Below are 13,645 nucleotides of genomic sequence, written 5' to 3'. Positions count from 1 at the left end.
CCGGGCGACCGCGGTACCACCGCTTCGTCTCCAGGATGAGCCAGCGCCGTGCCGGTCCGCGCGCCGAGGCCCGGTGCCCCGGGGCGAGGCCCATTCCGTCGCCCGCTTGCACGCCGTCCCGCCCGCCCGGAGTGCCGGGAGGTGTGACCTGTCCCAGGCTGGATACGCGAGGCGTAGTCCCGGCAGACCGACAGCACACGGGAGCCAGCCATGGGAACCGAACAGCACATGGGCGACGAGGTCTACCAGCCGGACCCGACCGACGACCGCGAGGTCAGGGAGGACCACGGCATCCTCGACAGGGAGGACACCCTGGTGGACCGCGCCGCCGACCCGTACGACGAAGGCTGGTCACCGCCCGAGCGCCCGCTCGCCGTCGAGCAGACCGGCACCACCGCGCGCGAGCAGCGCGAACGCGAGACGCTCGACGAGCGCATCGCCCGGGAGGTCCCCGACCCGGCCGCCCAGGCCCGCGAAGGCCCCGACATGAACGGCGACGGCATCGGCGACCTGCCCGGCGGCATGGGCGAACCCGTCGACGACGAGGTGGGCCGCGACCGCTCCGGCCGCCTCGTGGCCCCCGACGAGGGCGCGCACGGCGACGACGAGAAGGACCTGATCGCCCGCGACGTCGGCGTCGACGGCGCCGCCGCGTCCGCTGAGGAGGCCGCCGTCCACGTCGTCCCGGAGGAGGGCGAGGGCCCCGACTGACCCGGCCCCCGGCCCCGCGCCCCGTCCCAGACACCCCGGAAGGCACCCGTGTCCGAGCAGTCGACCAGCTCCCCGTACCAGTCGTCCGTCACCCTCCGGGTGAACGGGACGCCCCGCACCCTCACCGTCGACCACCGCGCCACCCTCCTCGACGTGCTGCGCGAGGACCTCGGGCTGACCGGGGCCAAGAAGGGCTGCGATCACGGGCAGTGCGGGGCCTGCACCGTCCTCGTCGACGGACGGCGCGCCAACGGCTGCCTGCTCCTCGCCGTCGCCCAGGACGGCTCGACCGTCACCACCGTCGAAGGCCTCGCCCCCGAGGGCGCCCCCCTCCACCCGCTCCAGCAGGCGTTCCTCGACCGCGACGCCCTGCAGTGCGGCTACTGCACCCCCGGCCAGCTCTGCTCCGCCGCCGGGCTGCTCGCGGAGGCCGCCGCCGGGCACCCCTCGTACGTCACGGACCCCGCCGCCGCGCCCGCTCAGGGCCCCGTGGTCCTCACCCCCGAGGAGATCCGCGAGCGGATGAGCGGCAACCTCTGCCGCTGCGGCGCCTACCCCCACATCGTGCAGGCCGTCGAGGACGTGATCCGGTGAAGCCCTTCGCCTACGTACGCGCCCACAGCGTCGAGGAGGCCACCGCCGCCCACGCGGGCCGGCCCGGCGCCCGCTACCTGGCCGGCGGCACCAACCTCGTCGACCTGATGAAGCTCGGCGTCGAGACCCCCGACCTCCTCGTCGACATCAGCCGCCTCCCCCTCGACGACATCCAGGAGCAGGCCGACGGCTCCCTCCGCGTCGGCGCCACCGTCCGCGGCACCGACCTCGCCGCCCACCCGCTCGTGCGCGCCCGGTACGCCGCCGTGTCCCGGGCCCTGCTGTCCGGGGCCTCCGGGCAGCTCCGCAACACCGCCACCACGGGCGGCAACCTCCTCCAGCGCACCCGCTGCCCGTACTTCCAGGACGTCTCCAAGCCTTGCAACAAACGCGAACCCGGCAGCGGCTGCGGAGCCCGCGACGGCGTCCACCGCGACCACGCCGTCCTCGGCCACTCCCTGCACTGCATCGCCACCCACCCCTCCGACCTCGCCGTCGCCCTCGCCGCCCTCGACGCCGACGTCGCCCTCCACGGCCCCGACGGCGAACGGACCGTCCCCGTGGCCGAGTTCCACCGCCTCCCCGGCGACCACCCCGAGCAGGACACCGTCGTCCGGCCCGGCGAACTGATCACCGCCGTGACCCTCCCGGCCGCCACCGGCGGGCTGCCCTCCGCCTACCGCAAGGCCCGCGACCGCGCCTCGTACGCCTTCGCCCTCGCCTCCGTCGCCGCCGTCCTCGACCTGGACACCGCCGGAGCCGTACGGCACGTGGGCCTCTCGTTCGGCGGGCTCGCCCACCGGCCCTGGCGGGCCCGCCGCGCCGAGGCGGCCCTGCTCGGCGCCGCCCCCACCACCGCGGCCCTCGTCCACGCCCTCGACGAGGAGCTGTCCGCCGCCGAACCCCTCCGCGACAACGCGTACAAGATCGAGCTCGCCCACAACCTCGCCCGGACCGTCCTCACCGACCTCGCCCGCACGACCCGCACCGCCCGCCACACCTGACCGCGGAGGTACCGATGCACCCCCACGTGCCCGTCCTCGGCACCCCCGCCGAGCGCCTCGAAGGCCGCGACAAGGTGACCGGCGCCGCCCACTACGCCGCCGAGCACACCCCGCCCGGCTGCGCCTACGCCTGGCCCGTCCCGGCCGCCGTCACCTGCGGGCGCATCACCGCCGTCGACACCGCCGAGGCCGAGGCCATGCCCGGCGTCCTCGCCGTCCTCACCCCCACCAACGCGCCCCGCTTCGCGGCACCCCCCGACGACCCCAACCTCGGCGTCCTCCAGGACGACACCGTCCCGCACCGCGGCTGGTACGTCGCCCTCGCCGTCGCCGACACCCTGGAGAACGCCCGCGCCGCCGCCGAGGCCGTCCGCGTCTCCTGCGCCGACCACGGCGACGAGCCCGAGCCGCACGACGTCGTCCTCGCCGAGGACCACCCCGAGGCCTACCTGCCCGAGGAGGCCAACGGCGGCTACCCCGCCCTCCGCGAGCGCGGCGACGCCCCCGCCGCGTTCGCCGCCGCGCCCGTCCGCGTCGACGCCGCCTACCGCGTGCCGCCGCTCCACAACCACCCCATGGAGCCGCACGCCGCGACCGCCCACTTCGCCGGCGGCCGGCTCATCGTCCACGACTCCAGCCAGGGCAGCGAGTACGTGCGGCGGGTCCTCGCCTCCCTGTTCGGGCTCGCCCCGGAACGGGTCACCGTCGTCTCCGACCACGTCGGCGGCGGCTTCGGCTGCAAGGGCACGCCCCGCCCGCACGTCGTGCTCGCCGTCATGGCCGCGATGCGCACCGGCCGGCCCGTGAAGATCGCCCTCCCGCGCCGCCACATGCCCGCCGTCGTCGGCCACCGCGCCCCGACGCTGCACCGCGTCCGCCTCGGCGCCGGACGGGACGGCCACCTCACCGCCGTCATCCACGAGGTCACCACCCACACCTCCCGCATCACCGAGTTCGTCGAACAGGCCGCCGTGCCCGCCCGCGTCATGTACGGCTCGGCCCACAGCCTCACCAGCCACTGGGTCGTCCCCCTCGACGTGCCCAGCCCCTCCTGGATGCGCGCTCCCGGCGAGACCCCCGGCATGTACGCGCTGGAGTCCGCCATGGACGAGCTCGCCGAGGCCCTGGGCATGGACCCGGTCGAACTGCGCGTGCGCAACGAGCCGGCCACGGAACCCGACAGCGGCCGCCCCTTCAGCAGCCGCCACCTCGTCGAGTGCCTGCGCGAGGGCGCCCGCCGCTTCGGCTGGGAGCGCCGCGACCCGAACCCCGCCGCCCGCCGGGAGGGCGCCCTCCTGCTGGGCACCGGGGTCGCCGCCGCCACCTACCCCGCGTACGTCGCCCCCTCCACGGCCACCGCCCAGGCGCACCCCGACGGCACGTACACCGTCCGCATCAACGCCACCGACATCGGCACCGGCGCCCGCACCGTCCTCGCCCAGATCGCCGCCGACGCCCTCGAAGCGCCCCTGGAGGCCGTACGCGTCGAGATCGGCAGCAGCCGTCTCCCGCGCGCCTCCCTCGCCGGCGGCTCCTCCGGCACCGCCTCCTGGGGCTGGGCCGTCCACAACGCCTGCACCGAGCTGGCCGCGCTCGTCGCCAAGCACGAGGGCCCCCTGCCGGACGAGGGCATCGGCGCCGACGCCGACACCACCGACGAGGCGCGCCGCACCCCGCCGTACGCCCGCCACGCCTTCGGCGCCCAGTTCGCCGAGGTCCAGGTCGACACCGTGACCGGCGAGGTGCGGGTGCGGCGGATGCTCGGCGTGTTCGCCGCCGGGCGGATCCTCAACCCCCGTACGGCCCGCTCCCAGCTCACCGGCGGCATGATCATGGGCCTGGGCATGGCCCTGACCGAGCACAGCACCATGGACGCCGCCCACGGCGACTTCACCGAGAGCGACCTCGCGTCCTACCACGTGCCGGTCCACGCCGACGTGCCCGCCGTGGAGGCGCACTGGATCGACGAGGAGGACAGCCTCCTCAACCCGATGGGCAGCAAGGGCATCGGCGAGCTGGGCATCGTCGGCGCCGCCGCGGCCATCGGCAACGCCGTCCACCACGCCACGGGTGTACGGTTCCGCGAGCTGCCCCTCACCCCGGACCGGGTCCTGCCCGCGCTGCGCTCGGGGAGGAGGCGCTCGCCTGAGCGCCGGCGTGCACAATAGGGCCCGAGATCGAACGATCCACTCGAACAGCACCGCCCATCACGCCGGAGTGAGCACGCCCGTGGCACCGTCCTTCCAGCCCGTCATCGAACAGATCGCGGCCGACATCGCCGCCACTCCGGGCAGGGGCCGGCCGGCCGACTACATCCCGGCCCTCGCCTCCGCCGACCCCCACCGCTTCGGCATGGCCGTCGCCGAACTCGACGGCACCGTGTACGGGGTGGGGGACTGGCGCCGGCCCTTCTCGTCGCAGTCCATCACCAAGGTGTTCACCCTGGCCCTCGTCCTCTCCCTGGAGGGCGAGGCGCTGTGGGAGCGCGTCGGCCGGGAGCCCTCCGGCAACCCGTTCAACTCGCTGGTCCAGCTGGAGTACGAGAACGGCATCCCCCGCAACCCGTTCATCAACGCGGGCGCCCTCGTCGTCACCGACCGGCTGCACACCCTCACCGGCGACGCCGCCGGCGCCCTGCGCACCTTCCTGCGCGCCGAGAGCGGCAACCCCGGCCTGGACTTCGACGAGAAGATCGCCGCCTCCGAGGCCGCGCACGGCGACCGCAACGCGGCCCTCGCACACTTCATGGCGTCGTACCGCAACATCGACAACCCCGTCCCGGACCTCCTCGACCAGTACTTCCGGCAGTGCTCCCTGGAGGCCTCCTGCGCGGACCTCGCCCTCGCCACCGGGTTCCTCGCCCGGCACGGCATCCGCGCCGACGGCTCCTCGCTGCTCACCCGCAGCCAGGCCAAGCAGGTCAACGCGGTGATGCTGACCTGCGGCACGTACGACGCCGCCGGCGACTTCGCCTACCGCGTCGGCCTGCCCGGCAAGAGCGGCGTCGGCGGCGGCATCATCGCGGTCGTCCCCGGCCACTGCACCCTGTGCGTCTGGAGCCCCGGCCTCGACGAACGCGGCAACTCGGTGGCGGGGGTCGCGGCCCTGGACCGCTTCACGACCCTGACGGGCCTGTCGGTGTTCTGACCACCCCCCGCGGAACCCTGACATCTGTCAGGTCCGGAGCGGGGCACTCCCTCCCTAGCATCCGGCAGCGACGGGCCTGAGGTCCCGTACTCGGTGACACCTCGACAGGGGGAGAAATGAAGACCATCCGCAGAGTCCTGCACGCCGGCGCGGCGGCGGTCCTGCTCGCGGCCGGACTGACCCTGGCCGGGCCGGCGCCCACGGCGTCGGCCGCCGCGGCCGGCAGCGACCCCGGCGCCTGCGTGGCCAACGGCCGCACCAGCGCCTACGGACCCCAGTACGTGTGCGGCCTGTGGCGGGGCAACGTCCCCGTCTACAGCTGGCCCTACGCCAACGAGCCCGTCGTCGGCTACCTGTACGAGGGAGGACGGGCCAACTGGTTCACCGGCCAGTGCCGCTCGTACAACAACAACCTCACCCCCGCCTACTTCCACCTGGGCGGCTACTACAACAGCTGGTGGGCCTACACCATGGCCGACAACGGCAAGTGGGGCTGGGTCAACCTGGTGTACTTCGCGGGCGGCGACAACGACCAGGCCTCCGCGGTCCTGCCGTCCGCCTGCTGAACCCGGACGGCCGAACGCTCCAGGCAGGCGGTGGGGGCCCGGAAAGGAGAGAGTGGGAGACCCCCCGACCCCCACCGCACGGAGGCCCGATGACGGAACCGGACACGGCGGCCGGCGGGCTCTGCCTGGTGACCGGGGCGAGCGGCTACATCGGCGGGCGGCTGGTGCCCGAACTGCTCGACGCCGGATACCGGGTCCGCTGCCCGGCCCGGTCGCCGGAGAAGCTGCGCGACCATCCCTGGGCCGACCGGGTCGAGGTCGGGCCGCCGCCCGCAACGCAGCGAAAGACAGCTGATGAGCATCGCGATCGTCCTCTTCACCGCCGACCTGAGGCTGTACGACCATCCGCCCCTGCGCGCCGCGCTGCGGTCCGCCGACTCGGTGGTGCCGCTCTTCGTACGGGACGACGCCATCGCGGCCGCCGGGTTCAGCGCGCCCAACCGGGACGCGTTCCTCGCCGACTGCCTGGCCGACCTCGACGCCGGGCTGCGCACCCGCGGCGGCCGGCTCGTCGTCCGTTCCGGGGACGTGGTCCGCACGGTCTGCGCCGTCGCCGCCGAGACCGGCGCCGCCCACGTGCACCTGGCCGCCGACCACAGCGGCTACGCCCGGCACAGGGAGGACCGGCTGCGCGCGGCCCTCACGGCCCAGGGACGGCGCCTGCACGTCCACGACGGGGTCGGCACCGCGGTGCCGCCCGGCGCCGTCACCCCCCAGGGCTCCGACCACTTCGCCGTCTTCACCCCGTACTTCCGGCGCTGGCGACGGGAGCGGCTGCGGCAGCCCCTCGCCGCTCCCCGGCGCGTGCCCGTACCCGACGGCGTCCACTCCGAGGACCCGCCCCGGCGCACCGCCGTGACCGGCACCTCGCCCGGGCTCACCACGGGCGGCGAGACCGCCGGCCGCCGCCGGCTCGCCGCGTGGCTGCGCGCCGGCGTCGACGCGTACGAGGAGCGCCACGACGACCTGGCCGGTGACGCGACGTCCCGGCTCTCCCCGTACCTGCACTTCGGCGCCGTCTCCGCCGCCGAGGTCGTCCACCGGGCCCGCGCCCGGGGCGGCCCGGGCGCGGAGGCCTTCGCGCGGCAGCTGTGCTGGCGGGACTTCCACCGCCAGGTGCTCGCCGCCCGCCCGGAGGCCGCGCACGACGACTACCGCACCCGCCACGACCACTGGCGCACCGGACCGGACGCCGACGCCGACCTGGAGGCGTGGAAGCGGGGCCGCACCGGCTACCCGGTCGTCGACGCGGCCATGCGGCAACTCGCCCACGAGGGCTGCCTGCACAACCGGGGCAGGCTCCTCGCCGCGAGCTTCCTGACCAAGACGCTCCTCATCGACTGGCGCGCCGGCGCCCGGCACTTCCTGGACCTCCTCGTCGACGGGGACCTCGCCAACAACCAGCTCAACTGGCAGTGGGTCGCCGGAACCGGCACCGACACGCGCCCCCACCGGGTCCTGAACCCCGTCGCCCAGGGCAGACGCCACGACCCCGAAGGGCACTACGTGCGCCGCTGGGTTCCCGAGCTCGCCGACGTGCCGGGCGCGGCCGTCCACGAGCCCTGGAAACCGCACACCGCCCCGTACGTGCACGCCGGCTACCCGGAGCGGATCGTGGACCTGTCCGACGGCCTCGCCCGGTTCCGGCGGGCACGCGGCCTGGGCGACTGAACCACACCGCACGCCGGCACACCGGGCACCGGAGGGGGCGGCGCGCCGGGCGCCGCCCCCGCGGTCAAGGGGACTTGTGGCCGCGGTGGAGTTGCCACACGAAGTACGGCGTGCCGATCAGGGCCGCCAGGAGGCCCGACGGGATCTCCGCCGGGGCGATGGCCGTGCGGCCCACCGTGTCCGCCGCGACCATCAGCGCCGCGCCCAGCAGCGCCGCCGTCGGCAGCAGCCGGTGCGCGCGCGAACCCACCAGCATGCGCGCCGCGTGCGGGGCGACCAGACCGACGAACGCGACGGTCCCCACCACGGCCACCGCGGCCGCCGCCAGCGCCACCGCCAGCACCAGCACCGCGAGCCGGGTCCGCTCCAGCGGCAGCCCCAGCGACCGCGGCGTGTCCTCGCCCAGCGCCAGCAGGTCGAGCCTGCGGAACGCCACCACCAGCAGCGGCACGCCCACGACGGCCGCCGCGGCCAGCACCGACAGGTCCGTGGCGTCCCGCGCGTACGTCGAGCCCGACAGCCACGTCAGCGCCTGCGTCACCTGGAAACGGGCGCCCGTCACGAGGTAGTTGGTCGCCGCCGTCGTCAGCGCGAACGTGCCGATGCCGACCAGCACGAGCCGCTCCGGCGCCACCGAGCCCTCGCGCACCGACAGCCCGTACGTCAGCGCGAACGCCGCCGTGCCGCCCAGCAGCGCCGCGAACGGCAGCACCGCGTACGGCACGGCCGGCAGCGCCACCAGCACGAGCGCCGCACCGAACCCGGCGCCGCCGCTCACGCCCATCACCGTGAGGTCCGCGAGCGGGTTGCGCGACACGGTCTGCACGATGCCGCCGCCCACCGCCAGCAGCGCCCCCGCCAGGGCCGCCACCAGCAGGCGCGGCAGCCGGTACTCCAGCACCACGCCCCGCAGCAGCTCGTCCCCGCCGCCCGTCAGGAGCCGGGGCAGCTCCGGGAGCGGCACCGCGATGTCGCCCAGCACCAGGCCCCCGGCCAGGAGGGCGCACAGCAGCGCGACCCCGCCCGCGAGCAGCGGCGGGTACGGCAGCCGCCGCCCGCGCCGCCCCGGCATCACCGTGCCCGGAGCGGCCGGCTCCGCCGGCAGGCGCCGCGCCAGCCACAGGAACAGCGGCGCACCGAACAGCGCCGTCACCACACCGGCCGGTACCTCGTTGCCGGTCGGCGACGTCACCCGGGCCAGCAGGTCCGCCGCCAGCAACAGCGTCGCGCCCCACACGGCCGCCGACGGCAGCAGCGCCGCGTGCCGGCGCACCCCGGCGAGCCGTACGAGGTGCGGGGCGGCCAGGCCGACGAAGCCGATCGGGCCGGTCACCGTCACCGCGCAGGCCGTGAGCACCACCGACAGCACGACCGCCGTCAGCCGCACCCGCCCCACCCGCACGCCGAGCCCCCGCGCCGTCTCGTCGCCCGTGCCGAGGATGTCCAGGGACCTGGACAGCAGCACCCCGCCCAGCAGCCCGGCCCCCAGCACCGGAAGCACCGTCAGGGACCGCCCGCTGTCGGCGACGGCGAGCGAACCGTGCCCCCAGAAGAACACCGCGCCGGTCTCCTCCTGGAACAGCACCACCAGCACCGCCGTCACACTCGTCAGCGCCAGCATCACCGACATGCCGGCCAGCACCAGATGCGCGGGACGGCCGCGCGCACCGCCCGCCACGGCGTGCACCAGCGCCGCCGCCAGCAGCCCGCCGGCGAACGCCACCGCGCCGCGCGGCGCGTCACCCAGCGAGAACCCGGTGACGGCGGTGACCGTCACCGCCAGGTAGCCGCCCGCCGTCACACCGAGCGTGTCCGGCGAGGCCAGCGCGTTGCGGACCGAGGACTGCAGCAGACAACCCGCCACCGCCAGCGCCGCCCCCGCCACCAGACCGGCGAGCGTGCGCGGCAGCCGCCCGCCCACCAGCACCGACCGGGTCCCGGCGTCGCCGCCGCCCACGAGCAGCCGCAACAGGTCGCCGAGGCCGACGTCGCTGCGCCCGTACCCCAGGTGCGCCAGGGTCACCAGGAGCAGGGCGAGCACCCCGCCCACGACGACCGCGGCCGGGCCGGCCGGGAGGCGCCGCGCGCTCCCGGTCCGGCCCGGCCCGGTGGACGTCCCCGTGGAGGGACGTGTCACGAGCCCGGTCATGAAGTGAGGGCGCTCGCGATCTCGTCGGCGACCTGGGCGGTGGAGAACGGCCCGCCGTAGAACCAGGTGCCCGGGTCGAGGGCGTGGACCCGCTTGCCCTTCACGAAGTCCAGGCTCCGCCACAGGGCGTTCTTCGGCAGGGACGTGGCGAACACGTCGTCGTCCTTCGCGGCCACGTACACGAGCGTGGACTTCTCGGCCGGCTTCAGGCCCTCCACGTCCACCTTGCTCATGCCGTACGCGTCGGCCTTCCCCTTCCACGCGTTCTGCAGGCCCAGCTGCGGCAGCAGCCCGCCCGGGATGGTGGAGTCGGTGAGGACCTCCACGACGGCCGCGCCGTCCGTGGTGTAGCCGCGCGCGACGGTCACCCCGGCGCCGCCCCGGCCACCGTCCGCGATCTTCTTCTTCGCGGCGGCGACCTTCGCGTCGAGGTCCTTCAACGCCTGGTCGGCGGCCTGCGCCTGGCCGACGGCCGTGCCGATGGACCTGAGCGTGGTCCGCATCTCCTCGTACTCGCCGGCCGACGAGTACGGGTCGAACATCAGCGTCGGCGCGATCTTGTTGAGCTCCTCGTAGTTCGCCTCGGAGCGCACCTTCGAGGTGATGATCAGGTCCGGCTTCAGCACCTTGATGGTCTCCAGGCTGGGCGCCTGGCGCGTCCCGACGTCCTTGACGGACGCGCCGAAGCGCGGCCCGCCGGTGACCCACTGGTCGTACCCCTTGATGTCGGCGACGCCGGCCGGGGACACGCCCAGCGCGAGCAGGTCCTCGGCGTACGTCCACTCCAGGGCGACGACCTTCGTGGCGGGCTGCTTCAGCGTCGTCGTGCCCCTGAGGTGGGTGATGGTGACGGCACCGCCGTCCTTGCCGGTCCCGCCCTCCTTCTTCGGCGTGCCGCCGCCCGCCTCGTCGGCGGCGGACCCGCAGCCGGCGGCGGTGACGGCGAGCGCCGCGGCGGCGAGAAGGGCGGTGAGGACACGGCCCCTTGGTCGAGTGCGCATGGCGTGGTTCCTTTGCTCGTCGTGCGTCGTACAGGGCGTGGTGGTGCTCGGGTGGTGCTCCGGACGGTGCTCAGGTGGTGACCGCCGCCGACGGCTCGCGCCAGGTCGGCAAGCAGGTCGGCACACCTGTGTGGGGGTCGAGGGTGACGGTCGTGTCGATGCCGAACGCCGTACGGACGGTCTCCTCCGTCAGCGCCTCGGCCGGCGTCCCGGACGCCACGATCCGGGCCTGCGCCAGCACGACCATCGCGTCCGAGAACGCGGCGGCCTGGTTCAGGTCGTGCAGCACCACCGCCACGGTGATGCCGTGCTCGTCCGCCAGCCGCCGCACCAGACGCAGGACGTCGATCTGGTACCGGATGTCGAGGTACGTGGTCGGCTCGTCGAGCAGCAGCAGCCCGGTCCGCTGCGCCAGCGCCATCGCGATCCACGCCCGCTGCCGCTCGCCCCCGGACAGCCGGTCCAGGGTGCGCTCGGCCAGCCCCTGAAGGTTCGTCGCGTCGAGCGCCCAGGCGACCGCCTCCCGGTCCTCGCGGCCCGTGCCGCGCGCCAGCAGCCCCTGGTGCGGATGGCGCCCGTAGGCGACCAGCTCCTCCACGGTCACCCCGGCCGGCACGATCGGCGCCTGCGCCAGGAAGCTCAGCTTCCTGGCCAGTTCGCGCGGCCGGTACGAGCCCAGGTCCCGGCCGTCCAGCACGACCTGCCCGGCGTCCGGCCGGTGCAGCCGCGCCAGCGTCCGCAGCAGGGTCGACTTGCCGGAGCCGTTCGGGCCGACGAGCGCCGTGACCTCGCCCGGGGCGAGGGCGACGCTGATGCCCCGGGCGACCGGCTCGCCGCCGTGCCCGAGGGTGAGGTCCGACGTACTGATCTCGGCGCTCATGACAGCGGGTTGGGGACGGTGCCGTTCGGGCGCAGGGCGTGGCGCAGGGCCCGGTCGACATAGCGGGTGACGACGAGCCGGTCGGTGTTGAACGGGTAGCGCGGGAACTCGTCCGCGAGCATGTCGTACGCCGCGAACCGCTCCGCCTTCTCCGGGAACCGCTTCTGGTACGACACGACCGCCTGCCGCACCAGCCGCCAGAACCGCTCCTCCGGCACGCCCAGCTGCTCGGCGGCGAGCGGCGCCAGATACCGGAAGTGGCCCAGCAGCAGCTGGTCCACCACGTGCTGGCGGATCACCACCGGGTGCTTGCGCGGCAGCACGTGGTCGTGGCCGTCCGGCTCGGGCCCGCGCTCGGGCACCGGCGTGTGCGACACCGACACGTCGTCCACGAAGTCCTTCAGGAACAGCCGGCGCGGCACGTCGTTCGCGTCGTACCCGATCAGCGTGTTCTGGCCGTGCGGGTTGAACGTGATGCCGTACGTGTACATCACGTGCAGCACCGGGTGCGTCACCGTCTCGAACAGCCGCGACAGCCACTCCTCGGCCGGCAGCCCCGACGCGCGGGCCAGCTCCGCCGCGAACGACGTGCCGTCCTCGTCGACGTACAGCAGCGACGCGAACGTCCGCACCCGCTCGCCCTCGTCGCGCCGCGACGACACCGACTCGCGCCAGATGCAGCCCAGTGTCTCCAGGTGCTGGTACGGCATGTCCGGCACCCGGTCCAGGTACGGGTGGCGCACGGTGACCGAGGCCACCTCGCCCAGGAACACCGTCCGCAGCTCGTCCCGCAGCAGCGCGTCCCTCGACAGCAGCCCCGTCAGCCACTGGGTCGTCAGCGGCGCGCCCTGCGTGCAGTGCGGCGGGATGCCGCGCCAGATCAGCGTGTTGACGATCTTCAGGGGCAGCTTCACGTCGAACCGCGACCGCTCCGACATGTTCGTCATCGTCCGCACGGACTGCTGCGGCAGGTAGACGTCCGCGCTGTCGCCGAGGGGCACGATCCGCCGCTGCGCGATCTCGCCCGCGAACATCACCTGCACGGCGTGGTCCCACTGCCACGGGTGCACGGGCATCCACACGTACGCGTCCGGGTCACCGCCCACGGCCTCGATCCGCGACCGGAACGCCACGACCGTCTCCGCGCCCAACTCGCGCTCGACCACCGCCCGTTCGCTCAGGTCCGGCGTGGCCCGGAACTCGGCGAGCCCCCGGTGCACGGCGATCCACCGCAGCGTCACGGGCTGCCGGGCCTCCGGCGCGTACTCCCGGACGTCGGAGGCCGAGAACCCCATCCGCCCCTTGTTCGCCACCAGCGTCGGATGGCCCGTCATCGCGCACTCCAGCTCCGCGTGGCCCAGCTCGCGCAGCTGTGCCGCGCTCTGCCCGCCGTGCTCGATGCGCGCCGCGTCCACGGCGAGCGTCGCCGACAGCTCCGTCAGGTACATCCCGAGCGTCGGCGCGTCCGTGCCGATGGTGTCCGCGCAGTCGACCAGGAACTGCTGCACGTCCCACGCCGGGGTCTCCAGCTCGTTGCCGAGCAGCCCGGCCGCGCCCCGCGTCACCGACGCACCGTCCACCCGCCACGAGCCCAGCGCACCCCGCGTGGCGGAGAAGGCGTACGAGACACCGCTGTCCAGGTCGATCCGGTAGCGGCCGTCCGCCGTGGCCGGCTCCAGCGGCTTGACCAGCTCCTCGAAGGCGAACTCCGACAGCGCCTTGGCCAGCAGCCGGCGGTTCGCCTCCCGCCACGACTCGGGGGAGACGTCGGCGACTTCGGGGACGGGGTGACCGTCAGTCATACGGAGGGGCCCTTTCTCGTGGGATCGCGCGGTGGGTCTCTCGGTGGCTCTCTCGGTGGCCTTCTCGGTGGGTCTCTCGGTGGACCGTTCGGGGTCCGTCCGCTTGCGGGACCGGTCGTC

The 13,645-nt window shown here is 74.8% G+C and carries 11 protein-coding genes and 1 pseudogene; 8 read left to right on the top strand and 4 right to left on the bottom strand.

Going from position 1 to position 13,645, the window contains the following annotated elements; all coding sequences use genetic code 11:
• Positions 1–210 precede the first annotated feature (210 nt).
• From ABEB09_RS05680 to ABEB09_RS05645, 8 genes and pseudogenes are all read left to right on the top strand, one after another.
• Positions 211–711, top strand: coding sequence for a DUF5709 domain-containing protein (locus ABEB09_RS05680; RefSeq protein WP_345687722.1), 501 nt, complete (start codon positions 211–213; stop codon positions 709–711).
• Between the two features lie 48 nt (positions 712–759).
• Positions 760–1,305, top strand: a complete 546-nt coding sequence (locus ABEB09_RS05675) for a (2Fe-2S)-binding protein (protein ID WP_345687720.1) — start codon at positions 760–762, stop codon at positions 1,303–1,305.
• On the top strand, positions 1,302–2,309 hold the full coding sequence (locus ABEB09_RS05670; RefSeq protein WP_345687718.1) for an FAD binding domain-containing protein: 1,008 nt from the start codon (positions 1,302–1,304) through the stop codon (positions 2,307–2,309). Before ABEB09_RS05675 ends, ABEB09_RS05670 begins: the two co-directional genes overlap by 4 nt.
• Before the next feature lie 14 nt (positions 2,310–2,323).
• Entirely contained in the window at positions 2,324–4,477 is a 2,154-nt protein-coding gene (locus ABEB09_RS05665) for a xanthine dehydrogenase family protein molybdopterin-binding subunit (protein ID WP_345687716.1), read from the top strand.
• A gap of 49 nt (positions 4,478–4,526) precedes the next feature.
• Complete coding sequence (locus ABEB09_RS05660; protein WP_345687714.1) at positions 4,527–5,456, top strand: glutaminase; 930 nt, start codon at positions 4,527–4,529, stop codon at positions 5,454–5,456.
• Positions 5,457–5,572: 116 nt separating this feature from the next.
• Positions 5,573–6,022 (top strand): hypothetical protein, encoded by a 450-nt coding sequence (locus ABEB09_RS05655; RefSeq protein WP_345687712.1) that lies wholly within the window; start codon positions 5,573–5,575, stop codon positions 6,020–6,022.
• Between the two features lie 89 nt (positions 6,023–6,111).
• Positions 6,112–6,282: pseudogene (locus tag ABEB09_RS05650) on the top strand (NAD-dependent epimerase/dehydratase family protein); the annotation flags it as partial.
• Positions 6,283–6,316: 34 nt separating this feature from the next.
• The gene (locus tag ABEB09_RS05645) at positions 6,317–7,693 is read left to right on the top strand and encodes a cryptochrome/photolyase family protein (protein WP_345687710.1); all 1,377 of its coding nucleotides are present in this window, start codon (positions 6,317–6,319) and stop codon (positions 7,691–7,693) included.
• Between the two features lie 64 nt (positions 7,694–7,757).
• Here ABEB09_RS05645 and ABEB09_RS05640 read toward each other — a convergent pair whose 3' ends face one another.
• The 4 genes from ABEB09_RS05640 to ABEB09_RS05625 form a co-directional block, all read right to left on the bottom strand.
• Positions 7,758–9,830: an iron ABC transporter permease gene (locus ABEB09_RS05640; protein WP_345687707.1), complete on the bottom strand. Its 2,073-nt coding sequence runs from the start codon at positions 9,828–9,830 to the stop codon at positions 7,758–7,760.
• An 8-nt stretch (positions 9,831–9,838) separates the two neighbouring features.
• Complete coding sequence (locus tag ABEB09_RS05635) at positions 9,839–10,843, bottom strand: ABC transporter substrate-binding protein (RefSeq protein ID WP_345687706.1); 1,005 nt, start codon at positions 10,841–10,843, stop codon at positions 9,839–9,841.
• 70 nt (positions 10,844–10,913) lie between these two features.
• Complete coding sequence (locus ABEB09_RS05630) at positions 10,914–11,723, bottom strand: ABC transporter ATP-binding protein (protein WP_345687705.1); 810 nt, start codon at positions 11,721–11,723, stop codon at positions 10,914–10,916.
• Positions 11,720–13,525 carry an IucA/IucC family protein gene (locus tag ABEB09_RS05625; RefSeq protein WP_345687703.1) on the bottom strand — a complete coding sequence of 602 codons (1,806 nt, stop codon included), beginning with the start codon at positions 13,523–13,525 and terminating at the stop codon, positions 11,720–11,722. The genes ABEB09_RS05630 and ABEB09_RS05625 overlap by 4 nt, the downstream gene beginning before the upstream one ends.
• Between the last annotated feature and the right edge of the window lie 120 nt (positions 13,526–13,645).

It is taken from the genome of Streptomyces coeruleoprunus (genome assembly GCF_039542925.1).
GTDB lineage: Bacteria > Actinomycetota > Actinomycetes > Streptomycetales > Streptomycetaceae > Streptomyces > Streptomyces coeruleoprunus.
Note: the sequence above shows the minus strand (reverse complement) of the source record. Positions and strands in the feature narration are given on the sequence as shown.

What these genes read in the sequence shown, in the direction of transcription:
- ABEB09_RS05625 (WP_345687703.1), bottom strand. Translation starts at nt 13,525, where the DNA reads ATGACTGACGGTCACCCCGTCCCCGAAGTCGCCGACGTCTCCCCCGAG.
- ABEB09_RS05655 (WP_345687712.1), top strand. Translation starts at nt 5,573, where the DNA reads ATGAAGACCATCCGCAGAGTCCTGCACGCCGGCGCGGCGGCGGTCCTG.
- ABEB09_RS05635 (WP_345687706.1), bottom strand. Translation starts at nt 10,843, where the DNA reads ATGCGCACTCGACCAAGGGGCCGTGTCCTCACCGCCCTTCTCGCCGCC.
- ABEB09_RS05665 (WP_345687716.1), top strand. Translation starts at nt 2,324, where the DNA reads ATGCACCCCCACGTGCCCGTCCTCGGCACCCCCGCCGAGCGCCTCGAA.
- ABEB09_RS05630 (WP_345687705.1), bottom strand. Translation starts at nt 11,723, where the DNA reads ATGAGCGCCGAGATCAGTACGTCGGACCTCACCCTCGGGCACGGCGGC.
- ABEB09_RS05645 (WP_345687710.1), top strand. Translation starts at nt 6,317, where the DNA reads ATGAGCATCGCGATCGTCCTCTTCACCGCCGACCTGAGGCTGTACGAC.
- ABEB09_RS05680 (WP_345687722.1), top strand. Translation starts at nt 211, where the DNA reads ATGGGAACCGAACAGCACATGGGCGACGAGGTCTACCAGCCGGACCCG.